Below are 25,624 nucleotides of genomic sequence, written 5' to 3' on the forward strand. Positions count from 1 at the left end.
CCGTCTATTCACCGTGTCTTCCGAAGTCGATACCCACCTGCAAATAATGAGCGCCTATACCAAGGGCCGTGACGCCTTTGAACATGGTTGCTATCGAGAAGCTGTAGAATCCTTTTTACAAGCCATCGCTTTAGTCAATCGGAATTCCCCTTTGGACGGTGAAATGCAAATGTGGCTGGTGACGGCCTATCAAGCCGCAGGACAACAGCAAGAGGCCATTAGTCTATGTCGCAAACTACAGATGCATGCTCACTGGGAAACTCGCAAGCAAAGTAAGCGACTGCTGTACATTTTAGAAGCCCCGCAACTCGAGAAAAAGTCAGAATGGCTGACCCAAATCCCTGATTTAAGCGATGTCAATGAAGAAGATGTCAACGAACGGATGGGCGTCGGCACCTTCACACCATCCGTTCCTAAACCTCACCCCCCTGAACCAGAACCAATTGATTGGAGCCAAGTCGACACCAAAGAAAGCAATATTGTTGGGGTTGCCCTCATTGCACTCCTGCTAGTCCTAGGAGGCTTAGTATGGTTGGGGTGATGGTCCGGATCTAGATCTCTCCTCTCAGTTTGAGCACAATGCCATAGCGTGCAGGATAAGATCATAAAAATGACGACAAGATAATATTCAGCCCAAAAATGGGAATGTTAGAGTGACAATAGACACTCACCCCGACCCCAAGAATGTCTTAGGCATAAATTCTGCATTGAGTGGGGTGAACAATAACCTCAGTCCCAAATGGCAGACTAGTCTTTATCACCAGTGGAGTTGCTAAGGCGTGGATTATTCCCAACCCCATATCTCTTCCAGAGATGTTCAAGCTGAAATCCTGCAGTTGAACCAACAAATACAAATGCGAGATCAATTAGTGGATCAGCTTTCAACTGAGCTGTATCGGCTGATTAAAGCGAATCCCGCAGCCCTTCCACCTGCCCAGGGGCTGACCCCGGCGACTCCAGCCCTCCCAATGCCTACCTCCCCCGCTCCCGAGAACAGTACAGGGGACTTGACCGCATTGGAATCCCAAATCGAGTTTTATCAAACCCAAATTGACAAGCGAGATACACAAATCGCGCATCTACAGAACTCTTGCCAAAGTCTAAGCGAGCGCAACCAAATGCTAGAGCATGTCATTCAAGAATTACCGGAAGTCTATCGTCAGAAATTTTCCAATCGGCTCAATCATGTCAAAACGAAAGTGAAATCTTTGCAGTTGGAAAATCGCAGATTATACTCAGCCCTGCAGGATTCTAACTATCCCTCAACAACCGATAGAATGTCCTTACCTGCTCGCAGCAAAGCCGCCCGCGAACGGACATCATCATCCATAAAGCGAATGAAATAACGCGGAGCCGAGATCGGTCAATCCAGCTCCCACTTTAGATTCAACGCTCGACAATGTTGTTCTTTCAGTCCTGGATAGAGATTTATTTTCATGCCAAGACATAGCGCTTTTCTCAATTGTCAGGCAAACTTAGGAAGCAGTAGCCATATTGTTACCTTCCAGTCCAATTTTTGTTGTGAAAAGCCCTAATTATGAGAATATTGGTCACCGGTGGTGCTGGTTTTATTGGATCTCACTTAATTGACCGCTTGATGGCAGACGATCACGAAGTGATTTGTTTGGATAACTTTTATACGGGACGTAAACATAATGTTCTGAAATGGTTAGACAATCCCAACTTTGAAATTATTCGCCATGACGTAACAGAGCCGATCCGCCTGGAAGTGGACCAAATTTATCATTTAGCGTGCCCTGCTTCGCCTGTCCACTATCAATATAATCCCGTCAAAACCATTAAAACGAATGTAATGGGCACCTTGATCATGTTAGGGCTAGCCAAGCGGATTAAGGCCCGATTGCTCTTGGCTTCTACATCAGAAGTCTATGGAGACCCAGAAGTACATCCTCAAACGGAAGAATACCGGGGAAATGTGAATCCCATCGGCATCCGTAGCTGCTACGACGAAGGTAAACGAGTGGCTGAAACGCTAGCCTTTGATTATCATCGTCAAAATAACGTCGACATCCGAGTCGCTCGCATTTTCAACACCTATGGTCCCAGGATGCTGGAGCAAGATGGGCGAGTCGTTAGTAATTTTGTCGTGCAAGCGTTGAAAGGCATCCCTTTAACCGTCTATGGCTCCGGCAAACAAACCCGTAGTTTCTGCTATGTCTCCGATTTGGTTGATGGGCTAATGCGACTGATGAATGGGAACAGTATTGGTCCCATCAATTTGGGTAATCCCGATGAGTATACGGTGTTAGAGTTGGCCCAAACCGTTCAATCTATGGTCAACCCGGATGCCGCCATTGAATATAAGCCTTTACCAGCAGACGACCCACAACAACGTCAGCCGGATATTACCAAAGCTCGAACCGAATTAGGATGGCAACCCACCATTCCGTTGAAAGATGGTTTGGAACGTACCATTGAACATTTTCGAACTCGACTTTAGGTAAAACTGCAAAATTAGAGGACCCACTGCCCTAGGCAGCTCAGTACTCTATTTCCCCTTTGACGATGCGCCCTTGAATACATTGCTGGTTATATAGGAGTTTTATATGAAAGTCTGTGTGATTGGAACAGGTTATGTCGGTCTAGTGACTGGCGCTTGTTTAGCTCGCATTGGTCATCACGTCATTTGTGTTGATAACAACGAAGAAAAAGTCAAAGTCATGCAGGCTGGTCAGTCCCCTATTTTTGAGCCTGGCCTATCAGAAATTCTGCGTGAGTCCATTGATGCTGGCAATATTGAGTTCACAACGGACTTAAAGGCGGGTGTCGAACATGGTGATATTTTGTTTATTGCTGTGGGAACTCCGGCACTGCCGACAGGGGAGAGTGATACCCGCTATGTTGAAGCGGTGGCTAGAGGGATTGGTTCCCACTTAACGGGTGACTATAAGGTCATTGTCAATAAGTCGACGGTGCCGATTGGCTCAGGGGACTGGGTGAAGATGATTGTCTTGGATGGCCTAGCAGATGCTAAAAAGCAGGCTGGAGAAGCAATCGACACCTCTAATTTAGACAGCAAAGGCTTGTTCGACGTCGTTAGTAATCCTGAATTCCTCCGGGAAGGCTCTGCTGTCTTTGACACCTTTAACCCCGATCGCATCGTCTTAGGAGGGGCCGATCCCAATGCGATCGCAAAAATGCAGGAACTCTATGAGCCCATCGTCAAACGTCAGTTCGCAGAAGATCAATCTCTCCCACCTGTCCCCGTGGTGGTCACGGATCTGAGCTCTGCAGAAATGGTGAAGTACGCTGCGAATGCCTTTTTGGCTACCAAAATTAGCTTTATCAACGAAGTGGCTAATATTTGCGATCGCGTAGGTGCTGACGTGGTGCAGGTCGCCAAAGGCATTGGTTTAGACTCCCGGATCGGCAGCAAGTTTCTTCAAGCGGGCCTCGGCTGGGGGGGATCTTGTTTCCCTAAAGATGTATCTGCCCTAGTGCATACAGCTACGGACTATGGCTATGAAGCGATCTTGCTAGAGTCCACCATCAAAGTGAACCGGCATCAGCGTGTGATCGTGATTGAGAAGCTCCAGCAGACCCTGAAAATTTTAAAGGGGAAAACTGTGGGTCTACTGGGTTTAACCTTTAAGCCCGATACAGACGATATGCGAGACGCACCAGCCCTCACCCTGATTGACGAGCTTAATCGCCTAGGGGCCAAGGTTAAAGCCTATGATCCCTTATTGTCCCAAAGTGGTTCCAGTCATGGTCTGTCCAATGTCAGCGTAGAAACGGATGTTGAACGTTTAGCCGATCATTGCGACGCCCTGGTTCTAGTCACGGACTGGGATGTCTTTGAGACGTTGAACTACAAGCGGATGGCCGAGCTGATGACGCATCCTGTAATCATTGATGGTCGTAATTACCTGGATCGCAAGATGCTGGAAGAGGCTGGCTTCCAATATGTTGGCATTGGCCACTAATTCCCGGCCGCATCGAGCTTAAGATCCGACCGGCTCGATGCGGCCATAGCGGGCCTTAAAAATCAGATGAGGCTGTTCAAGCTGATTGAGCCAGGCCCACATCTGATCCCCTAAACAAAAATGCCACCATTCGTTTTGATGCCGTTGGAAGCCTGCTTGGCTCATGGCATCGCACATCATTCTACGGTTTTGATCGGCTTGCTCTGCAAGCCGTTTTTCGTTGGGTGGGGTTTGAGGATTTTGGGCCAGATCTGCAAAGTAGTGGGGATGCGATCGCACCGACAATTCATCAATCTCAGATCCCATAAACACAGGCTCATCTGTCTGTTGATCAAACAGAGTGATATCTACTGCAGCGCCAGTGCTGTGCGGAGGAGGTGACTTGGGATCCAAATTGGGGGGAGCCCATAATCCATAGACCTCCTGCCACGCGGCTTCTGTTTGACTGGACGATAAGGTCTCTGCATGCCAGCCTTTCTCTTTGAGTACTTGGTCATAGGTGAAATTCACCATAAAAGCCTGTACCGCAATGGGGCGATAGGCATCAAAGATCATAATTTGCCAATGAGGCTGAAGCTGTTGTAAGTAGTTTTGAGCAGCTTGGAGAGCCGCTAGCACGCTCTTCCGGAGGAAATAGGGAGAGGCCTGTTCATAGGGTGCACCTAAAACTTCATAAGGATGAGGTGTTTCAAAGGCAAAGAGATCCTGAGGAATGGGTAACAACGTCTCTCCCGATTCAACAATCGGCATTTGCAAATAAGGTTTGCTGATCGGCATACCAAAAACTCAAACTAGAGGGAATACACAGAGGGTAGGGTAGTGATGGCATCTCTTAACTTAGTGCTGAAGGCTTCCATCAGACCATCCCCAAGGGCTGACAACTCCAACAACCATAAGCTGACTCATGACTATCGCTAGCCTGATGATACAGATTTTACAGGCTCTCTAGCGTTCACCTGTTCGTTGTGTAATCCATACCGGCTTCTTTTGTAGCTGTCTAGCTGAATGCCATCTAAATTGACATCTGATAAATCAGCCCCTCGCCATGAGGTGTGGGCAAAATCTTTGAGTTCTGTGACAAGGTTGGCTATCACTTGGAGTGTTATCCCCAAAAAGACGAGACAGAGGAGGCTCCAAGCGATCCCTGCCACCAGTTGTTGGACATTCAAGAGACTACTCGCTCGAGTGCTACTAAAAAAGCAAACTCCATAAGCAGCACACCCACCGACGGTATAGATGGCCACGGTAACCAGCCGAGTCCTGGCCATCACACTCATCCCCAGACTGAAGACGCCCCCAATACAGGCCGTCAGGACAGCCGCTTGAGGATCATTCTTGAGCATCACCCCTCCATAGAAGAAACCTAGTAGTGCACCTGTGGTCAGAGCTGCGATGGGTTTGACTCGTTTCCGACTGGGGCAAATTGCACTACTGATACCAGCGCTCGCCAGCAAACCAAGCAAGGCTAAGAGGTAAGGATAGGTTGGGATCTCCAATGTGAGACCTAATGCACCAAAGAGCATCTGACTCATGGCATAAAAGGCCAGCCCTACAAAATCGATAACGACTAATAGTCCAATTAAGATAGACTCAGGACCATAACCTACCCTGGCTCGATCAAAATTGGCCCCTTGTAATTGAGCCAAATCAAAACTACATCCTCGAAGATCAGAACCACTAAAATTGGCCTGCTGTAAATTCTGACCTCGAAATGAACGATTCCGTAGGTTTCGGTTAGACCACTTGTGTACTTTAGCCATGCAACGATTACGAATTTGGGGATGGGCAGCCATCTGTTTTAGTTTACTAACCCCTTTATACTGTTATGGCAGATCACAATGGCAACGTCCGGCCCAAACCCCTCAGATACAGCAGTTGTTTGCCGGTATTACCTACCAACGGCAAGTTTATACTTCTCCGCGCCCCTATATCGTTCATATTGCTAAGATTGATCTCACCCATCCTGGTATTCGAGTGATCGCGACCCCAGGGCAGCCTGCAGACGATGACAATGAGTTCCGTGCCCAACCAACCTCAGCCTTTCTCACCCAGTTTCGCCTGCAGTTAGCCATGAACGCAGGTTATTTCTATCATTTCAACGAAAAAACCCCTTGGGATTATGCGCCTCATACAGGCGGTCGGGTGAATGTATTAGGACAGTCCATTAGCATGGGACAACCCTATTCTCCTCCGCAGAAACAGTGGCCTGTTCTCTGCTTTGATCAAAGCCAGCGGGGCCGAATTGTAGCAACGGGACATTGTCCATCTGATACCCTTCATGCTGTAGCGGGTAACTATATCCTTCACCCTGATCAACCGCTACAGTTGGACTCAGATAAACCCTATGCGCGTTCAATCGCAGCATTGGACCAAACCGGGACAACCCTCTGGCTGATTGTAGTAGATGGCAAACAACCCGACTACAGTGAAGGAGCAACTTTTGCTGATATTGAGCAACTGATCAAACAGATTGGAGCTGATATTGCACTCAACCTCGATGGTGGCGGATCCACAACGTTAGTAACGTCTACCCGATCTGGAGCGAAACTGTTGAATGCGCCGATCCATGGCAAGTGGCCCATGAATGAACGACCCGTTGCAACCCATTTGGGTATCTATGCCTCCCCCATAGGGGAAATGGCTGATGCCCAGTTCAATTCTTTACAAAACGCCCCCTGAATCAATCATGCCCTCGCCCACTCCAGCAGCTAGGAAGTAAGCGGCAGAGAAGTTCCCTGTCCAACCCCTAGCTGGGTTGGCAACTCTGATCGGAATGCAGCCTGAAGAACCTGTTTTGAAGAAGGATCAGACTGCAAAACTGCTTGATAGGGCTTTTGGCCCCGATAGTTGCCAGGTGGGTTGTAATTACATACCCAAATTTCTTGAGGACCTGAGCGAATATTGGCACAACCGACTTCAGTCGTCTTCTGCCAAACTAGCTGGGTTTAGTGCCCACACACCGCAGAGCAACGATTGGTCTCGTAATCATAATGCTTGATTTCATCGCCCCACATATTCACCACTTCGGTCGGGGAGAGTTTTTGGTGAGCCGCCCACGTTAAGTTCTCACCATAGGGATTATTGGGGCGGTGGTAGAGTCGGAAATTATCGTTAGCCAAATGATTCGCCCAAGCTTGGGCATGCTTGGCCAAATCATCTGACCAAGTGAGCGGGGGAATACCTGTTCGCTGACGCCATTGATTATGAGCCTCTAGCATCTCTCGTGACCATGTTGGACGATGCACATTAAGGCTGGTAGAGGCTTGGGTATGAGATGGATTGGCTGGCTGGGCAGGATGATCTGTACACGCTAACGCAACCGATGTTGCAACACTACCGACACCCACCAAACTGAAAGCAAGACAAAGCGAAAAATATAGCTTACGCAGCATGGAAACACATCATCAAATTACTCAACATAGATGAATCACCGGGTTCAGAGATACTTCAAGCCATAAAAAAGGCCTATCCAAAATAAATAGGCACTCGAAAACATGTCCTACTCCTAAATTTCATGCATTGAATGACTCCCAAAGGCATGGAGTAGCAGAGAGGAATCGACAATAGTTTTTTCTAAAAGAACGAAGAATCAATATCGTTGTCGGGCTTTACCTCTATCAACGATTGAGCAACCCTATTTCTGCCCTCAAAATTGGCAGGAGACAAACGACATCTATATCTTGTATAGCTGACGAAGAAAGGAAAATAGTCCAGTGGAAATACCGAATTCTAAAAAAAACGATTTTAAATCCTTAATACTTCCCAGCATCAGTACTGTTTTAAAGCTATTAAAAAGCGAAAAGCACTGAACTCTAACACATTAATTTCATCGACAAACAAAGAGCATTAAGTTACTAGACCTGTCCGAAATATAAATGACGGAGAAAAAAGATGGTAGAACGGAGTTTTACCGCTCTACCAATGACAAAAAATCCTCTTGATTATATTCACAAATATCCCCATCGCAGCAAGCGAGTGTTGGGCATTGAGTACCCTCAGTTTCTCCAATTATTGGAACAAGCTGAGTTGAAGCACAATGAGCGAAAAGCTGAGATAGAATGACATAAAAGCCGGGTCAATGCCAAAGGAGGAGGACGCAAACCGCTGTTATCGGTCGCAGAGGAGGTTTGCCTGTGCCTGTTCTACTTACGGCACTATCCCACCTTTGAGGTGCTGGGACTTCAGTTTGGGGTGTCCAAGAGTGAGGCCAATGATACGGTTCACTACTGGCTGTCGATGCTACGAGTACTGCTTCCTGCAAGTTTGCTGGAGCAAGTGGATTCCAACCCGAGCGATTACGCCATTGTGCAGGAGTGGTTGACTCAGTTCCAGTTGATTGTTGATACCTTTGAGCAAGCGAGAGAACGCCCCATTGACAACGATGAACAACGCTCGTATTTTTCTGGCAAGAAGCAGCAGCACACCTTCAAATCTCAGATTGTGACTCTGCCTGGCGGCAAAGATATCGTTGATGCCATCGCAGGTAAAAAGGGACCAACCAGTGACATTTCTGTATTTCGAGAACACCAATCACAGTTTGCGCCAGGACAGGGGTTCGATGGTGATAAAGCCTATGTGGGAGCACAGAATGTGCAAACCCCACACAAAAAGCCACGAGGCAAAGAGCTAACACCAAAGCAAAAGGCACAGAACAAGAAATTCTCCAGCACTCGTCGCATCTTTGTTGAGCATACAATCCGTTTAGTGCGGATTTTCCGAGTTGCCCAAGAGCGATTCCGTTTGCGTCATGACACTTATGAACAAGTAATTCTCACCGTTTGTGGCTTAGTTCGATTGCGGCTGGGTATGATTATGTTGCCTGTTTTATCTCAGTCTTAAAAAGGGATGAAGCGATGAATTAGCCGACCCTATTTTTTGGAGCTAAACTAACAGAAACTACCGTCAACCCCCATTCTGTCGTTGAGTCTGCTGTCAGAGTAACCATGCTCAAAGCCAGACGCACTATGGGCTGTAATTTTTTGAACAAGTCTACTCATGTAACAGAGCATTGAGTCTGATGCTTTACATCAAATCGGTGGCATTGTGTAAATGTTTTTCTAAGGTGGATTGTGGCAAAGGACCTTGCAAGTGTGACCAAGGCAAGATTTGATCTGTTGGCCATTCCTGAAAAACGTAAAAGTCTAGAGAAGGAATCTGCCCTTTAAGTTGCTTAAACGCTCGACGATAGCTCCCGAGGGAATCGCCAAAATGCCGAGTCAGTTCTAGTAGATGAGAAATCCGTCGATCACCCCGAGCAATTAAGGCCTGAATAATTGACCAGTTGTAGCTTTCAGGCCTAAAATCGATCCCTTGAGATCGCAACTTCTTCTGCATCAATTGCAGCGACTTCTTAGCTGTAGGGTTGACGCCAAACCACTGAAAAGGCGTATGGGCTTTGGGGACAAAGGTGCTGCATCCTAAGGTTAATCGCAACCCAGGCACCTCTTTCTTTAACTGCAACATTAGATTAATCGTCGCTTCAACGTCCGTATCCGTTTCCCCTGGAATACCCACCATCCCATAAAGTTTTAGGCCTTTCAGTTGACCTTGATAAGCATTGGCAGCCGCTTGGTGAATCTCGTCATTCTGTAATTTCTTATTGATAACCTGCCGCAACCGCTCAGAGCCACTTTCAATCGCAATGGTAATCGAACGAGTATCCCGCTGAGCCAGGACCTGGGCGAGCTTGACCGTCACAGTATTGGTCCGCACGGAAGCAATACTTAAACGCACCTGATCTCGGTCAGGGTGGGCAAAATAGTCGATCAGCTGCTCAAATTCTGGATGTTGCGTAACAGAGGCTCCTAGGAGGCCAATACGGTTGGTAACAGCTAGTCCTTTTTCAATTTGGGGGAGTAGCGTTTGGGCCGCCTCTGGAGTCCGAAAGGGGAGCGTTAAATAGCTAGCCAGGCAAAAACGACACATTTCTGGGCAACTCCGCACCACCTCCACCATATAGATACTTTCCCAAGCTGCTTTAGGGGTAACAACCGTTGAGGCGGACAAGGTATTGCCACGATAGGTCTGTTTTTGGACCTGGGCGGGCACGTCTGGAGTGTGGGGTTTGATGGTTGCGATCGCACCCTCCGATGCCTGGTATTGAACCTCATACAAGCTGGGAATATACACCCCAGGCACTTGGGCTAAGGTCAACAGTTGGGTCGCACGGTCGGCTTGATGTACCGTTCGAAACGTATCAATAAACTGCCCCAGTAGATCCTCTCCATCCCCCAACAGAATCACATCAAAGAAATCAGCAAAGGGTTCGGGATTAGCAGTCAGCACTGACCCACCCCCAAACACTAAGGGATGAGCCGCTGTGCGGTGCTGACTACGCAATGGGATATCCAAGTCCTCCAACATCTGCAAAATATTGGCATAATCCAATTCCCAGGACAGAGAAAAACCCAAGAGTACGGGATGTTGGGGGAGGGGTTCCTGGACATCTGTGAAAAGTCGGCTAACCTGTAGATCAGAACGTGCACACAGCATGGCCCAAACGACTTGGAAGCCCAAACTCGTTATTCCTACACAGTACGTGTTTGGAAATGCGAAAATAAGCGGAAGCCTATTCGGTGTTGGCGTTCCTGGTGTAAACAATAATTGCTCTGATTGAAAGATTGAGGTTGACACTTAAACTAGAGACACTTTGATGTCTAGCAGAGGCTAATGTAACAGCATTTAGGTTTAAACATCTTTACATATGTGTTATCTCTCCAACACTCTCAGGTAAAAATAGCTTTAATACTATCGTCCAGGTGATGTGTCTTCATTCGTTTCATAAATAAGGGCAATCTTTAGATACAGACTAACAAGGACCCAATCCGTTAATTACGCACATGCCACACTCCCAACCCCAATTGCAATGTCCCAATCTCAGATGTCGAGCAGTCAACTCTGATCGAGATCAGTTTTGCCAAAAATGTGGGACATACTTACCGAAACGCTTTCTTTGGGTTGTGGGCGCTCGTGTAGATAACTTTCAAGTGGGTGACCTCCTAGAAGATCGGTTTCTGTTTCAGGGGCCGAGAGTGGTCTTCGATACACAACCGGGCATTCCTCTCAAAATGAGTGTTGAGTTACCGGATACCTTGGTCCCTTACCTGAAGCTATTTCCTTACCGACTCCATCTTCCCCAAGTCTATACCCTCCTTTCTTTAGGAGACCCCGAACCGTCCTTGATCCTCTTACTAGAGCAAGCACCTTTGGGTTCTGCCGATTTAGATCCGAGTCACCAAGGTGGACTAGCCCTAGGGGCAGGCATGCCGTTATTTGATGCTTGGGTCAACGCCCAACCTCTGCGCCAACTCCACTGGCTCTGGCAAATTGCTCAGCTATGGCAACCCCTCCGAATTCAGGGGGTGGCGTCGAGCTTATTGCAGCCTGACTTTATGCGGGTCGAAGGCTCCCTCTTTCGGTTATTGGAATTAGAAAATGATTTTCGCCTAGAACCGAGTTTGGCGGACCTAGGTTTAGTGTGGCAACAGCTCATTCCCAAAACTAGCGGTAAACTCGCAGACTCCTTAGATGGTCTCTGTGATCAATTAGCCAGTGGCGAAGTTGAATCAGCAGAAGAACTGCTCGCCCAATTGGAAAGCTGGATTGAAAATATCCATAAAGCCTATCGAGTCAAAATAGATATTGCGACTCGTACAGATACAGGCATGGTTCGCGAGCATAACGAAGATGCTTGCTATCCTGCAGATGGCGCAGTCACCCAAAACTCATTAGAGCGAATGGCGATTGTTTGCGATGGAGTGGGGGGACATGCCGGTGGCGAAGTCGCATCCGGTATTGCCATCGAAGCGCTACGGGATCATCTGACTCAATTACCCATTGATGATCTCTCACCTGCTGATGTGATTACAGAATTAGAAAATGCCTCCTTTAAGGCTAATGATCTCATTAGCCAGCGGAACGACCAAGAACAGCGCCAGGATCGTCAACGGATGGGAACCACGCTGGTGACGGCGTTATCCCAAACTCACCAAATTTATGTCTCGCATATTGGAGATAGTCGGGCTTACCTGATCACCACCCAAGGCTGCTACCAAATCATGGTAGATGACGATATTGCATCTCGCGAAGTGCGCTTGGGGTATGTTCCGTACCGCGAAGCCCTCCTCCAACCCGCTTCCGGATCGTTGGTCCAGGCCTTAGGCATGGCCTCTTCGTCAGTTCTCCGACCGACGGTTCAGCGATTCTTACTGGATGAAGACTGTTTATTTCTGCTGTGTTCAGACGGACTGAGTGACTACGATCGCATTGATATGATTTGGCGAGAGGAGCTGCTACCTCTCCTCCAAGGCGGCACCGACTTAGCCAGCACGAGCAAGCGTCTGATCGAACTCGCCAATCAGCTCAATGGTCATGATAATGTCACCGTTGGTTTGGTGCATTGCCATGTGACTCGTCAACGCCAAAGTACCGGCGCAACTGGCTTAAATAGTGCGCCAGCAGAAACATCAGCCCCGGTCGATAATACGCCTCCAACGGTCTTACCCAAGACTCAAGCCGTTGCCCCCGACGCTCCGCTTGATCCAAAGCGTTCAGGGAGTGGATTCGGCCTCTGGATTTTATTGGGCCTGATTTTATTAGGGGTTGGCGGTGCAGTGGCTTACCAGCTCGGCTTTCTCAAACTCCCTTTTCTGAATCAGCCCATCGCAGATTCTTCGGCTTCTCCTTCTCCTGAACCCAGCCTACCTGACACTCCCCCTCCTCCTCCTGATCTAGCTCAAGCGAATAAGTTGGATGTCCTCCGGTTAGTCAGTGCCAATGATCAACCCATTGAGATCTCCGTCGTCAAGGATCCAAAAGAACTATTACAGGGCATTGGTGGCGTGGATGACGCAAGCGTAGATAATCCACCGACAGAAACTTCAGACGCCAAAATCGCGCTAGGCTCTACCATTTCTATTCCAAGTGATAGTTTAGTGGTCGTTGATGGAATCTTTCCGCCCCCTCTGGCTGATGCATCAGATAAAACCGCACCAGGCGCTCCTATCCAAGCACTGCGGATTCGAACTTGCCAGCCTGTAGAAGAAGTTTCAGAACAAGAAGGTACAGGTATTCTGCCCCCCGAAAAGTTAGATGAAAAATTAGAAAAAGAAGGAGCAGACCCAGACGCCGATTCCGTCGCTCAACTCATCGATGAAAAACTGAGTGATGAGAATCCTAGCGGATCAGTAACAACCCCATCTACTCCCCAAATTGGCTGGGTGGATCGATCTAAGTTGGCCTCATTAGTGACAGAAATTATTCCCGCCGCCCAACTCAGTCCTGAACAACAAAAAGCTTGTACGCCTGCTCCTCTAGAAGGCAAAGATATTCCGGCAGGCGCTCCTATTGGCTCAGACCCTACCCCATGAGTTACCAATCGGATGTGCTGGAACAACCTCAAGTTCTACACCAGCTAATTCACACCTATCAGCACCATACCGTTTGGTCTCTCTTATCTGAATATCCTCAGAGGTCCATTCTTTTAACAGGCATGGGGGCTTCCTACAATGCCCTCTATCCAGCTTGGTTTTACCTGAACCAGCAGGGTAAAACAGCCCTTCATCTCGAAACCTCTACCTTAATTCACTACCTTCCGACTCTGCTAGAGAGACCAAGCCTGATCGTGGCCGCCTCTCAATCGGGAGAAAGTATTGAACTCCAGAAATTAGTGGCGCAAATTGAAGCTCAACGCCATCAAAGTTCACAGCCCCCTGTGCTGATTAGCGTTACGAACTCCCCACAAAATACCTTGGCAGATCATAGTGATGTGGCATTACCCACGGCAGCCGGTCCCGAAGTTGGGATTGCCACCAAAACCTATACCAGCTCGATGTTAGTGCTTCACTTTATCGCCAGGGCATTAGCTGGCCAGCTCTACCCTCAAGACTTTGAGTATGGGGATGAGATCGCATCCCAAGCTCAAACCTTTCTCCAAAAGCGTCAAACCGACATCTCCAAAGCGTTTAATGTCCTAAAGGCAAGTACCTACATCAGCATTATTGGCCGTGGTCCAGCCTTAGCAACAGCCAACAATGCCGCCTTAATGCTCAAAGAAGGGGTTCGCATACCCGCTGAGGGCTATTCGGGCGGGCAGTTCCGCCATGGACCGCGAGAAATGATTGCCCCTCAGATCGGTTCGATTGTCTTAACCAGCCCTGATACCACCCTGGGCATCAACCAACGCCTTGCAGCCGATATTGTCGAGTATGGCGGGCCAGTGGTTTGCATCGGCCAACCCACCATCGGGACAACCCATATTCCGCTGCCTGAGATTGAAGATATTTTTCTCCATCCCCTGTTAGAGATTTTGCCGATTCAGCGACTAGTTGCCCAGTTAGCAGATCAACAAAATATGACGCCTGGAGAATTTCGCTGGTCAGGCAAAGTCGTTGATCAAGAATAGCCGTTACTCTTAAAGCATAAGCGCTCTCAGATTTCTGAGAGCGCTTAAATCATTGTTATCGAGCAATTTTTGGAGATAGCGACGTTGAAACCTAGCTCAAGCCTGCACAGAGATGCTCAAAATAGGGGCTAATCTCATGGCCTGCAGCAGAACCCACTACATCACTGGTCACCTCTTGCATTGCACGGATGGCCTTGATTGTTGCGGCTAGAGACACACCTAAAGCTAGGTAGGTTTCCTTGAGACCATTGAGCACGCGCTCATCCAAAATAGTCGTATCGCCAGCAACCATGGCATAAGTTGCATAGCGAAGATAAAAGTCTAGATCCCGCACACATGCAGCATAACGACGGGTCGTTGGTAAAGCATCGCTACCTGGCACATCTAGGGACTTAGCAACCGCCTCTTTGACGATTTCTGCTGCGTTGTCGCGGATGATTGCAGCGGCTTCAACTTTCGGTTCATCAATTTGGAAGCTATGTTTGAGCTGCTGTAAAGCACCACCATCAATGTATTTGCCTTGAAGGTCAAATGAGGTAATCACAGAGGTGATTGTGTTTTCCATCATTATTTAACTTCCTTACCTGCTTCCTTGTTAAATGTCGATAAAATCTAAAAAATTAAAAGCTTTATAGCTCTACATTGACCATTATTCGGAGCTAGCACCATTACTGGCTAAACATTTGCAGTAATTCAATGCTGCGGTGAGAAACGGATGCAGATACTACCAAATCTATAAACCACATCTTCTATAGTAACCTGAGACCGAGCAGAACGCTTTAGATTGAATCTATTTTGTCCATAACTTAAAAGTCTCCAGAGACTATTTTCAGATAAGACGGTCACCATCACAGACTAGCTGTAACAGTTTTTAATATTCTATTAAGCATCCATGTTATTGCCTAGAGTGGGCTGCTCAAGATGGTTCTCCAGAGGCACATTCTACTCCCTAAGCCTCCAGGGCTAAACCATGACTGCTGGCGATCTCAAGATTCACTAGACCACTTTCTCTAAGGCGAAACGCTCAGTGATATCAGTGCGTTAATCATTCTCCCAACCCAGCGTGAAAACAGCTATAGTTCTTGTGGCTGTATTGGGACATATGCTCCTTTTCAAGACATTTAGCTATGACTAACTCCCCTGTTTCGAATGGTCCTCACCCTCTGTTGAAAGCAGCTTTGGGGACATTAGATATGACGATTGAGTCTGAAATGTCTCTGTTTCGTCAACATCAGGCTCTAGCGGAGTTGCCAGACGACTTAAAGGAAGAAATCAGTGAACCTCAGATCCTGCCTGAAACTACACAATCAGAGGCGGGATCTACAGAGGATTCTATGATTTCTAGAACTGGACCACAAGACGCTATTCCCCCATTAGAACTAGAAGATGTTGCGGAGGATTTAACGCCATCTGAACTCGCACTCTTCCAGGTTGAGACAGACTCTGCCAATGATTCAGAAGCAAGTGATTCAGAGAATAGTGAGACAAAACTGGATCAACAAGAAGCTGTCTTAGAACCTTCACCCAGATTTAAGCAGCCTGCTGGCGTTGCTGGGGCCCCTTTACCTTCTGAGGCTACGGAAAATGATCCTCATCTATCTAAACTCGACCCAGCCATTGACGACTATCTTGATTCTTCCACCGCCTTACGCCAGCACCTTGAAGAGGCTGTAGCTGAACCTGAGACGCCACCGGTAACGACTAACAACCCATTGACTCCAAAGAGAATCATGTTGCTGGTGGGGGGCAGCATTGTAGGAGCATTAGTTGTAGTGCTGTTTCTTCATGCCACGGGCTTACGCAATAAATTATGGCCTCCCAAGCAACCTCGGCCATCCGCCCAAGTTTCAGCGTCTAGTCCCCCTAAATCCCCCAGCTCTCCAGCTCAGCCTAGTGAGTCTCCTCTTGTCGCGACCTCACCACCGGGTCCTGACTTATCCAAGAAAGAGTTTTCGGATGTCAATTTAGAGAATTTGAGTCGCCTAGAACCCAGTTCCTCACCCTCGCCCTCTCCTGCCGCCAGCCCAGCTCCTCAGCCAAGCGCAGCTCCAACACCAGCAGCAACGCTATCCCAGAAACCTGTGCCCATTTTGAAAAATCAGACGTCAGAAACAGGCTTGTTCTATGTGGTGATTCCTTACAACAATGCAGCTTCGCTCCAACAAACCCGCAAGATAGTACCTACTGCATTCCTGACCAATGGTACAGGTGGTCAACAGGTGCAGGCAGGGGCTCTAGAATCCTTAGATGCAGCAAAGCGATTGGCTAAGCAGCTCCGGTCCAAGGGTCTATCTGCCGCCATCATTGCGCCAGGCTGATAAGCACCTAGCTAAAATTAATTACATAATCATCGCCGTAGGCTTTCAAAACTCTTTCCACATATTCGACCAAAGATGACCACCCCCAGTAGGCACTCATTTCAATCCACTGATATTTCATGAATTGCCACAGACGCTCAATCAAATTTAGATGGGGAGAATAGCTTGGCAACTCAAACAAGGTAATTCCCCGTTCGGCCCACTCTGCTTTCATCTCATAGATTGATTGGCTCGTATGGATAGGGGCTTGATCCACCACAATGACGGTGGGCAACTCCACGTCAGCAAAAAAGGTATCAATGCAATGACTGACAACCTCACTGGTGATGGTCTGTTCTGATGTATAAGCATGTAGCCCTTGTCGTCGACTCAAAAACCCCAGAACATTCAAGCGTTTACTTGAACGAGTCGGTATTTCCAGATACGTCCCTATGGGTTGCCATCCATAGGGAATACAGGGGACTAACGAAAAACCACTCTCATCCATAAAGAATAGATGGATGTCTCCCTTCTCTTCCTGTTCCTTGAGATGTTCTAACTGCTGTTTTTTTCGAGGTAGTGGGCATATAAAGGCTGGCCTGATGTCCCTTGGCGAAAGCGATGCCAGCTCATGTCCATCTGCTTCAAGACGCGTTTAACTGTGGCCTTTGACACGCGTACTGACCACTGTTGTTCAATCTGAGCTAACACCTGATTGAGTTGGATGGGAGATGCCTGAGTCCACTCATAAATCTGCTGTTGTTGGTCGGGATTAAACATCGGTTTTCGACCTCGACCTGGGTGATTATAGAGTCCTGCAAATCCTCGGTTGTTCCAAGCCTTAAGCCAGTTGTAAACCGTTTTAGGACTCACACTAAAAAGGGAGGCTAAGGTGTAGGGGGGCCAACCCTGGGCGAACAAAATGAGGCAATGGGCGCGTTGTCTGACCTGATGATGGCGACTACTGTGATAAATCCGATGCAATAAGCGTAAGCTTTCGGTGGAGATAGGACGGACTAATAACATCAAATCAATGGATGTAAACAGAGGACTCAGGTAGTTTACAACCAGGAAATTCTATGTAATTAATTTTGTTCATCTGCTTATTTAGTCTCTGGCTTAGCTAGCCTTAGCCAGAGGGGAGAGAGTGACGGGTGGTGCATACCTAGCCCCATCAGCAGCGTCACTCGACTCAGGTAAAAGAAATTCTCGAATCACCCGTACCAATGCTTTTTGCAAAAGACCAGTAGCAATTTGCTGGCCTAGGGCTTGGGTTTCAGGTTTAACCAACAAAGGCGGAACCACGCTGGCAAGCTTAACAGGGTCAAAACCCGGCGTTTCTTGCAACAATCCAAAAATGCGTTGAATATGGCCAAAATTGGCCTCTAAGTCAGCCACTGAGGCTTCATCGACCTCCCATCCCATCTGCTCTCGGAATTTAGCCGTCAAACCATGCCAAGTGGTCTGCCCAAAAGCATCGATGCCATTGACGAGCTCTTGCGCCATTCGATCTCGGATCAGTTCTCCTCGTTCTGAGAATAGATAATCGAGGGCTTGGTCTAGGGAGCCGCTTAGATCGTAATCAAAGTTGTTGCGGGCATTTTTCATCAGGTTTTCGAGGCGATTCCAGCGAAAACTATTTTCTTTAAACAGTAAGTCTTTCAAACTTTCCCGGAGTTCAGGAGCGGGATCCGTCAAAATTCGTTTGGCAACATAGGGATAGGCAGCGCTCAAGACTTTAAAGTCTTTATCTACCCCAATGGCAATCCCTTCCATGGTCAGTAGGGAACGCACAATCAGGGCGTAGTAGGACGGGACCCGAAACGGATACTCATACATAATTTCAGACAGCTGATCAAAGATGCTCTGAATATTGAGTTCCGCAACGCTGGCCCCCAAAGCATTGTTAAAGACTACGCCTAGGGCCGGAATAATGGGTTCTAAATTAGTGTCTGGAGTTAGGAAGCCTAAGTGGACATAGTCGTGAGCTAAAGCTTCAAATTCACGATTAATGATGTGGACAATAGCGTTAATCAGACCATAGCGCTGTTCAAGCTTGATTTCGCTCATCATGCCGAAGTCAAGGTAGGCCAACTTGCCATCTGGTGTAGCCAGCAGGTTGCCCGGATGAGGATCTGCATGGAAAAAGCCATGCTCTAGGAGCTGCCGCAGGGAGCAATTGACACCGACGTCAATCAGGTGGCGCGCATCAATGCCTTGCGCCTGAATTTTCTCGGGCTGATTGAGTTTAGTCCCCGTGATCCACTCCATGGTCAAGACCCGGCGATTGGTATATTCCCAATAAATTTTAGGAATATAGATTTCAGGGAGGTATTCATACAGATGGGCAAAGCGCTCAGCGTTGCGACCTTCCTGGGTATAATCGACTTCTTCAAAGAGTCGTCCGGCAAATTCATCCAGAATGCCGACTAAATCGCTGCGGATGGATTTGTTATTTTTCTGCACCCAGGCGGCAAGACCCCGCAGAATATAGATATCAAGGGTGACCTGTTCTGCCAGATCAGGGCGCTGAACTTTGACGGCCACCCATTCTCCAGAGTGCAGTTGCCCCTTGTAAACTTGGCCTAGGGAAGCAGCGGCAATGGGTTCTGGGGTTAATTGGGCATACAAATCTTGGGGTGGGCGTCCCAGTTCTTCTTCGATAAAGCGGTAGGCAATCTCATTCGAGAATGCTGGCAGCTGATCTTGGAGTTTAGATAATTCTTCTAAGTACGGACCTGTAAGGATATCGGGGCGCGTGGATAAGGCCTGACCAATTTTGATAAAAGCAGGCCCTAGGGCGGTGAGGGTTTCTCTTAATTGGACCGCTCGCCGCTTTTGCCGTTCAGGGGAGGTTGGTGTTCGCTTATCCCACCAACGCCGGGCAAAGAGCAGAAGAAATGGCCAGAGGATGGTGACCCATCGTTGGAGGACTCGAAAAATTTGGCCTTGAAATTTTTGCTGAATCTTGGCTGGATCGTAAGCCTCAAACTCTATGGCTGAGGTGAGGTTCGAGGGGCTCTCAGTGGCCACGGCTACCCCAGAAAAATCGGCCGTTGATGGGCCAGCGGGCAGAGAAGGGGACTGTGGGGAGGTCGGTTCAGCCAAGGTCATGGGTACAAAGATCTAAGACAATGTTGCTTTAGACGTATCGAATAGTTACGGCATAGGCCACAGTAAGATACGGTCTCTTGTAAAGCATTGTAACAATTAAGCTGTCCTTCTGTTGGCTTGAGACGCTTTGCTATGGGTTAGGGAATGGATTTGCGATCGCAAACCCGCATCACCCCAAAACATGTCAACCTTCCGCTCCAATCAGTCCAATACAAATATGGAGCATAAAAAACAATTAAGAAATGATTGGGATAGACGGCGTTAGGACTTCAAAGTCAATATCCAATAGTTGAAGCTAGGCGGGCTTTACAGCCTTATTTCTAACATCAGAACGGCCATCGAAAAAAATGTTTGCACTTCAGCGCCAGTTCAGCAAAAAGCATATATAGTGTTTATCGATGGTCAATGACCACACATATAGCGCTAATAGACCATCCTTCCAAACCTGTTGGTCTCACTAGCATGGGATAGCTAGTGAGCCATGCAATACTTGGAAAATTAATTCTACATAGCGCGATTTCATCCCGTTCTTCTGACCTCAACGCTAGATGTGCCATGGTTGCCACTCAATCTTTTATAACTGAACTCAGCGAATCCCAAAAAGCGGTTCTCCAAAAGTATCTGATCGAAGATGAAGTCTCCTGGGAAGACGTCGTTCACCGAGTAGCGACCTATGTTGCCAGTGCGGAATCAACACCAGAGCAGCAAAGCTATTGGCAAGAAAAATTTCTGTCGATTTTGCAGCCCATGAAGTTTGTGCCTGGTGGTTCCATCTTGGCCAACTGTGATCATGGCACCCGTGGCTTGCTGAATTGTTTTGTCCTTTCGGCTGAAGATCACATCCATGACATCACTAAATTAGTGTCTGACTCGGTACTCACCACCAAATTCAGAGGTGGGGTGGGGATCAATATTGGGGCAGAAGGCTCCAAGGGATATATCCGCCAAAAAGGCGCACCGTTTCAAGATGGGAAAGCGCTTGGTCCCTGTGCAGTCTTAGATATGGTGTCTGAGAACTCCAAGAAAATCACCACTGGCAACAAGGCCCGCCGAGGTGCATTTCTATTTTCCATGAACTGGAAGCACCCTGATATTTGGGAATTTATTCAGGCGAAAACCCAGTCCACCATTGATGCCAATTTTGCCAAGTCAGTGATGGAGGAGTTAGCCCAACTGGCTCAACAGGATGAACCGTCTCAGGGAAAGCAAGAGAAGCTCAAAGCTTTACATACAGAGGTCGGCACAGCTTGGGTGGAAACCCATCTCAATCCAGAAGGTAAACGCGATCGCAGATGGCATAACGCCAACATCTCAGTGCAGCTAGATGACGAGTTCTTTGCCAAACTCGATCAAGGCGATGAAGAAGCCAACAAACTCTGGCAGGCTATGGCTGAAAATGCCCATGCTACCGCAGACCCTGGCTTACTGCTGATCGACAATGCCAAGCGTCGGAGTCCGATTCGAGATTTTGTTACTTGTACCAATCCCTGTGGGGAAATCTTCCTCCCCCCCAACTCAGCGTGTAACCTCGGCTCTCTGGTGCTCACCAAGTTTGTCCGTCGGACTGCAGAGGGCAACATTGAAATTGATTGGGATGACTTAGCTGAGACCGTCAGAATTGCGATTCGCTTTCTGGATAACGTTCTCGATGTCTCTGAATTTGCGACTCCCGACCAAAAACATAATGTCCGCGATGTCTTTCGTCAGTTGGGCTTAGGCATTATGGGCTGGGCTGATTACCTGAAACTCGCTCGGATTCCCTATGATTCAGCCCGACACTTAGAAGAAATCGATCGCTGGGGCAGCTGGATTGCAGCTCATGCCTACCGAACCTCGGAAGCAATTGCCGCTGAAAAAGGAGCCTGTGGTGTTTGGGATCAGATTAAAGATATCCAGACTGGCAATCCTTTTGAACGCTGGATGGATAGTGAAGGGAACTACTATAACGGCACAGAAGCTCACCATAACGATCGTCAAGATTTGACCCAAGTGCCTCGCCGTAACTCCACAGTTTTATCCATTGCCCCCACAGGAAGCATTGCCCAGCTGGCAGCCTGCTCTTGGGCTTTTGAGCCAGACTTTGGTTTAACCCTATGGAAGCAAGTGTTTGTGGACGCTTCTCGTAGTCAGCAAAACTGGGTGCAAATTCTCAATCCTTATTTGGATGAGTTGAACCTACCAGAAGCTGATGCTGAGATCGTCAAGCAAACGGGATCGCTTGCCGATACTAACTATGGCAAGCAACATCCAGAAATTGCCCGTAGTTTCAAGATTGCCCGGGAGATTCCACCCGGTTGGCATATCCTTGTGCAGTCCAAATGGCAGAGCTGGATTGATTCTTCTATTTCTAAGACCATCAATCTCCCGGCTCATGCCACAGTAGACGAAATCAAGCAGATTTATCGATTGGCCGAAAAAGCAGGACTCAAAGGCGTCACAATCTACCGATCCGGCACCTTAGACTCTGAACCGATCAAGGTCGGCAATAGCGAGAAAGACTCCTAGTCCCCATCACCCAGACGCAGAAGAAGGTATAGGCATGGCCCAAACGGATGACTTATTAGGCTTAATCGATAGCTTTCCAGATGCCTTTAATCAGGTTGAAGGGAAGCCTGACGGCACAGCGCCGATCGACCCCGCTTTAGACCCCAAACTACAGCAGCTAATTGCTGAATTTCCCAGCGCTTTTGTGGATCCTGCAACCCATGTGGATGAAGCGGATAGTCAGGCTGAATCTGTCAGTGAGGAACATACCCTCCCTGACACGGAGGCAGCTGCAGAAAAAACTGAGCCTGTGCAACCGGCTCCATCTCCTCTGCCTTCAGCCCAACCAGGAACCTATGCTCATGCCCTGACACGAACCATCTCCACGTTTACCTGGGGACAGATTGAAGTGAATCTGACCTATGGAGACAGCGGATTGCAATCGGTTTGGGTGACAGTGGGCAAATCGGGAACTGAAGTGCAGTCTCTTTGCGAAGCCATCGCCCGTTTGATCAACCTATTGCTTGTAAACCAAACCCCAATTCCTGAGATTGCTCGCCAAATTCGCGGCATTCGGGGAGCAGATTCAGAAGGATTAGGTCCTAATCGTGTCTTAGGATTAGCTGATTTAATCGGTAAGGTGTTGCAGGAAGCTCCCACAGCCTGGCAACCAGCACAGCCTGGCCAGGAAAAGGCCGCTCCTCCGAAGCATAATGGCCATAACGGTAACGGGAATGGCAATGGCCATAACGGCAGCGATACCAAAACTGCAGTCATGCCGACTGAAGTGTGGACCACTATTGCAGACCATGATCATGCTGCTTCTATCTGCCCTGAATGTGGGGCTGAACTCCATCAAGTGAATGGTTGCTCTGGAGGTGCGTGTGTGGTCTGTGGATACAGTAGCTGTAGCTAAGCGGCTCTGGAAAGATCACAAATAAATTGAGTCGCCGTCGGCAAGTTACTTTGAATGCTCGTCGGCCTCAAGCTGTTTAGGAAGGCATAATTACGCATTCCACAGGTTAAAGCCACGGTTTTAATCTTCATGGCTTGAGCTGCTAATACATCTGCTTCCGTATCACCAATCATCCAAATTTGCTGATGGTTGGTCAGCCCCATGGCATTGATTGAATCCTGGATTAAAGCCTGTTTGCAGACCGCATAGTTTTTATAGGCTGCCTGGGTATCATTCGTTCCCCGGATCAACCGGAAGTAGCGCGTTAAATGATGCTGCTGTAAGACTTGGTCCACTTGTTCTTGGCAGCGGAGGGTCACAACCGCTAGTTGTGCACCTTGATTGAGCAGGTGTTCTAAGGCTTGATGGACACCTGGTTGAAGGCGGTCTTCTTGAAGCAGCAGCGGCTGGTTCACAATCGCTTGGACCTGGTGCATAAAGAAATCAATATGGCTGCCAGAGAGCCCGGACAGGTAAGCAATCTCGATATCAGGCCGCTTTGATTGCTTCATACTCCAAAACTGGGCGTGACTTAAAGGAGTGAGCGCTAAGGTTTCGCTTTGAGCCTGAACAGACGCTTGAGTCTCGGCAAGGGCAAGCTGATAGGTTCTGAAATACCGTTGAGAGACATCAATTAAGGGACCATCTAAATCACAAAAGATGGTGAGTTGTGATGTTTGTTGAGCACCAGGCCAATCATCTTTCGCTACAGATTGAGCAATATCTGACGTTGATCTGGGAAGAGTGAAGGCTGGCACACCTGTCATAGGCAGGACTGACTAGGAGTCAGTAATATATCTTTACTTGAATTTAACATTTTTTTATAGATTCGGTAGAGTTCAATTTATCTTAAATTTTTTTATTAAGGTAAACTTACTCATAATCGTGCCCAGTCCCATAGGTCCATCCGTCATATCGACGTTGCCAATAGTATTGTTGTTTCGGGTTCAAAGTATCACTCCACTGCTTGAGAGCAGGGATAAGGCGATGCAGCTCGTTATATAATCCCAAGCCCATGTAATGGGGAATCCATTTGAATAACGCCCCTAAACCCACATGTCCCAAAATTTTAGGGGTCAGTTGCGGATGGCGCAGGGAAATTTGGAGCAAGGTTTGAGATAGGGCCGGAAACTGAACAATATCCTGAAGAAAAGGTTTGAGAACCGGGTCTCCGAGTTTCTCCATTTCGTGGAAAACGACCTGAAGGAGCTGATTGATTTGTTGGGGGTTCAGATCGCGATCGGCGGGAGCCCGCATGGATTGCTGAAATAGCCAGGTCACAGATAGGTTGGGTTGATAGGGCTGCAGTAGGTTGAGATCCTTTGTCCCTAGGGCATCGGCACTAAGGGCTTCATGAATGCCTGCATCGAGGCGTCGCAAATGGCGAATCATAGCTCCAAAACCGCCAAAGCTGAGAGGGGATTGGCTACCGCTACTGTCTCCCATGGGCATAATGCGGTCCCAGGGATACTGGAGGGGGCTTTGTTCATAGCTGGGGAACATACCAAATAAGGCTCGCAAGATTTTGACCTCTGCTAGATCCGTATCTTGGTACTCGGGGAGCCGGTCTAGATAATGGCGAAACACATGCTCTAGACTGGGGCGCTGGGGATGCAGGTCAGCGTAGGTAAACATATAGGTCGTACGACCATCGCGGGCAGGGAATGCTTCCCAAAAATACTGACATCGATCTTCGATGGGGGTGAAAGAGACCAATAAATCTCCGGTGTCTCGAACGGGCAGTCCTTGCGCACAAGTGCCGACCACTAAACAGATACCCGCGGGGGTTTGGCCTTGGCGGGCCTGGGCGGCAACGGGAGAGAAATGCCCCATCACATCCAGCATGAGTCGAGCCGTTAGGGTCGTGTCTGTTTGAATTGCTACGCCATCGGGATGAACCACCATGTTGGAAAAGGCGGTCTGTTCCTGGAGATAACCTCCCGCTTCTAGAAATCGAGCTTTCAGCGCATCCAATAAAAAGACGGGGTCAACCCCAACATTGAGGACATCTTGAACCCAAACCGCAGGTCCCCCCATAAACTGAATCCGATTGGGGTTAAATTCGCTGGCAATAGCGGTTTCTAGTTGTGCTTCGGTGAGCAGTTCTAGCTCTACTAAAACCGACAGCTCAGCTCTGGAGATATTCCACTCCTGTTCGCGTCCTTTGAGAATACCTCGCTCTAAAATTAAGACTCGCCAGCCTCGTAACGCCAGGGTGGTGCCAATCATGACGCCTAAGGTACCGCCACAGATCACCACATCCCAATCCATCGTCCCCAGACGTTCGGTGCTGTCTTGAACGACAGTGGGAATCTGGGCGGGTGGCCCTTGGCGCAACTGGCTCCAGCGACGATCGGCCTGTTGCAAATTGGCCAGAAATGGCGCGGGTAGGGTGGCGATTAATTCAGCAGTCGAGGGCATTCAG

At 48.3% G+C, this 25,624-nt stretch carries 21 protein-coding genes; 12 read left to right on the forward strand and 9 right to left on the reverse strand.

Going from position 1 to position 25,624, the window contains the following annotated elements:
* Positions 1 to 46 precede the first annotated feature (46 nt).
* From AM1_RS10640 to AM1_RS10655, 4 genes are all read left to right on the forward strand, one after another.
* On the forward strand, positions 47 to 541 hold the full coding sequence (locus tag AM1_RS10640) for a tetratricopeptide repeat protein (RefSeq protein WP_012162844.1): 495 nt from the start codon (positions 47 to 49) through the stop codon (positions 539 to 541).
* A gap of 238 nt (positions 542 to 779) precedes the next feature.
* Complete coding sequence (locus tag AM1_RS10645) at positions 780 to 1,346, forward strand: Npun_F5560 family protein (protein ID WP_012162845.1); 567 nt, start codon at positions 780 to 782, stop codon at positions 1,344 to 1,346.
* Between the two features lie 191 nt (positions 1,347 to 1,537).
* Positions 1,538 to 2,461, forward strand: a complete 924-nt coding sequence (locus tag AM1_RS10650; protein WP_012162846.1) for a UDP-glucuronic acid decarboxylase family protein — start codon at positions 1,538 to 1,540, stop codon at positions 2,459 to 2,461.
* 106 nt (positions 2,462 to 2,567) lie between these two features.
* Entirely contained in the window at positions 2,568 to 3,947 is a 1,380-nt protein-coding gene (locus AM1_RS10655; protein WP_010467737.1) for a UDP-glucose dehydrogenase family protein, read from the forward strand.
* Between the two features lie 18 nt (positions 3,948 to 3,965).
* Here AM1_RS10655 and AM1_RS10660 read toward each other — a convergent pair whose 3' ends face one another.
* Positions 3,966 to 4,724, reverse strand: a complete 759-nt coding sequence (locus AM1_RS10660) for a M15 family metallopeptidase (protein WP_012162847.1) — start codon at positions 4,722 to 4,724, stop codon at positions 3,966 to 3,968.
* 137 nt (positions 4,725 to 4,861) lie between these two features.
* Positions 4,862 to 5,707: a pentapeptide repeat-containing protein gene (locus AM1_RS10665; RefSeq protein WP_012162848.1), complete on the reverse strand. Its 846-nt coding sequence runs from the start codon at positions 5,705 to 5,707 to the stop codon at positions 4,862 to 4,864.
* Here AM1_RS10665 and AM1_RS10670 point away from each other — a divergent pair.
* On the forward strand, positions 5,706 to 6,626 hold the full coding sequence (locus AM1_RS10670; RefSeq protein ID WP_012162849.1) for a phosphodiester glycosidase family protein: 921 nt from the start codon (positions 5,706 to 5,708) through the stop codon (positions 6,624 to 6,626). The two genes, AM1_RS10665 and AM1_RS10670, sit on opposite strands and share 2 nt — an antisense overlap.
* A gap of 266 nt (positions 6,627 to 6,892) precedes the next feature.
* Here the strand turns inward: AM1_RS10670 and AM1_RS37565 are convergent, their stop codons facing one another.
* Complete coding sequence (locus AM1_RS37565) at positions 6,893 to 7,339, reverse strand: CAP domain-containing protein (RefSeq protein ID WP_012162850.1); 447 nt, start codon at positions 7,337 to 7,339, stop codon at positions 6,893 to 6,895.
* 529 nt (positions 7,340 to 7,868) lie between these two features.
* Here AM1_RS37565 and AM1_RS43175 point away from each other — a divergent pair.
* Together AM1_RS43175 and AM1_RS10685 are read left to right on the forward strand one after the other, a co-directional pair.
* A complete protein-coding gene (locus AM1_RS43175; protein WP_238549223.1) occupies positions 7,869 to 8,009 on the forward strand; it encodes a hypothetical protein in 141 nt (46 codons plus the stop codon).
* A 42-nt stretch (positions 8,010 to 8,051) separates the two neighbouring features.
* On the forward strand, positions 8,052 to 8,786 hold the full coding sequence (locus AM1_RS10685; protein WP_261891574.1) for a transposase: 735 nt from the start codon (positions 8,052 to 8,054) through the stop codon (positions 8,784 to 8,786).
* Between the two features lie 183 nt (positions 8,787 to 8,969).
* Here the strand turns inward: AM1_RS10685 and AM1_RS10690 are convergent, their stop codons facing one another.
* Positions 8,970 to 10,580 (reverse strand): B12-binding domain-containing radical SAM protein, encoded by a 1,611-nt coding sequence (locus tag AM1_RS10690; protein WP_012162853.1) that lies wholly within the window; start codon positions 10,578 to 10,580, stop codon positions 8,970 to 8,972.
* 206 nt (positions 10,581 to 10,786) lie between these two features.
* Between AM1_RS10690 and AM1_RS10695 the strand changes: the two genes are divergently transcribed.
* Entirely contained in the window at positions 10,787 to 13,315 is a 2,529-nt protein-coding gene (locus AM1_RS10695; RefSeq protein WP_012162854.1) for a protein phosphatase 2C domain-containing protein, read from the forward strand.
* On the forward strand, positions 13,312 to 14,349 hold the full coding sequence (locus tag AM1_RS10700) for an SIS domain-containing protein (protein WP_012162855.1): 1,038 nt from the start codon (positions 13,312 to 13,314) through the stop codon (positions 14,347 to 14,349). Before AM1_RS10695 ends, AM1_RS10700 begins: the two co-directional genes overlap by 4 nt.
* A 91-nt stretch (positions 14,350 to 14,440) precedes the next feature.
* On the opposite strand, the gene AM1_RS10705 is transcribed toward AM1_RS10700, so the two are convergent.
* A complete protein-coding gene (locus AM1_RS10705) occupies positions 14,441 to 14,914 on the reverse strand; it encodes a globin family protein (protein ID WP_010467729.1) in 474 nt (157 codons plus the stop codon).
* A 562-nt stretch (positions 14,915 to 15,476) separates the two neighbouring features.
* On the opposite strand from AM1_RS10705, the gene AM1_RS10710 reads away from it, so the two are divergent.
* Positions 15,477 to 16,667, forward strand: a complete 1,191-nt coding sequence (locus AM1_RS10710; RefSeq protein ID WP_238549225.1) for an SPOR domain-containing protein — start codon at positions 15,477 to 15,479, stop codon at positions 16,665 to 16,667.
* Positions 16,668 to 16,674: 7 nt separating this feature from the next.
* On the opposite strand, the gene AM1_RS39775 is transcribed toward AM1_RS10710, so the two are convergent.
* Together AM1_RS39775 and AM1_RS10725 are read right to left on the reverse strand one after the other, a co-directional pair.
* A protein-coding gene (locus AM1_RS39775) for an IS630-like element ISAcma34 family transposase (RefSeq protein ID WP_148215715.1) occupies positions 16,675 to 17,672 on the reverse strand; the annotation gives its coding sequence in 2 pieces (ribosomal slippage) (positions 16,675 to 17,219 and positions 17,219 to 17,672; 999 coding nt in all).
* Positions 17,673 to 17,765: 93 nt separating this feature from the next.
* Positions 17,766 to 19,760: an ABC1 kinase family protein gene (locus AM1_RS10725; RefSeq protein ID WP_012162859.1), complete on the reverse strand. Its 1,995-nt coding sequence runs from the start codon at positions 19,758 to 19,760 to the stop codon at positions 17,766 to 17,768.
* Between the two features lie 555 nt (positions 19,761 to 20,315).
* On the opposite strand from AM1_RS10725, the gene AM1_RS10730 reads away from it, so the two are divergent.
* Together AM1_RS10730 and AM1_RS10735 are read left to right on the forward strand one after the other, a co-directional pair.
* Positions 20,316 to 22,265: an adenosylcobalamin-dependent ribonucleoside-diphosphate reductase gene (locus AM1_RS10730; protein ID WP_012162862.1), complete on the forward strand. Its 1,950-nt coding sequence runs from the start codon at positions 20,316 to 20,318 to the stop codon at positions 22,263 to 22,265.
* 34 nt (positions 22,266 to 22,299) lie between these two features.
* A complete protein-coding gene (locus AM1_RS10735; protein ID WP_012162863.1) occupies positions 22,300 to 23,160 on the forward strand; it encodes a TSCPD domain-containing protein in 861 nt (286 codons plus the stop codon).
* Here the strand turns inward: AM1_RS10735 and AM1_RS10740 are convergent.
* Positions 23,157 to 23,966, reverse strand: coding sequence for an HAD family hydrolase (locus AM1_RS10740; protein WP_041659647.1), 810 nt, complete (start codon positions 23,964 to 23,966; stop codon positions 23,157 to 23,159). The genes AM1_RS10735 and AM1_RS10740 overlap by 4 nt on opposite strands.
* A 106-nt stretch (positions 23,967 to 24,072) precedes the next feature.
* The gene (locus AM1_RS10745; protein ID WP_012162865.1) at positions 24,073 to 25,620 is read right to left on the reverse strand and encodes an FAD-dependent monooxygenase family protein; all 1,548 of its coding nucleotides are present in this window, start codon (positions 25,618 to 25,620) and stop codon (positions 24,073 to 24,075) included.
* Positions 25,621 to 25,624: the final 4 nt, after the last annotated feature.

The sequence above is a fragment of the Acaryochloris marina MBIC11017 genome (assembly GCF_000018105.1).
GTDB lineage: Bacteria > Cyanobacteriota > Cyanobacteriia > Thermosynechococcales > Thermosynechococcaceae > Acaryochloris > Acaryochloris marina.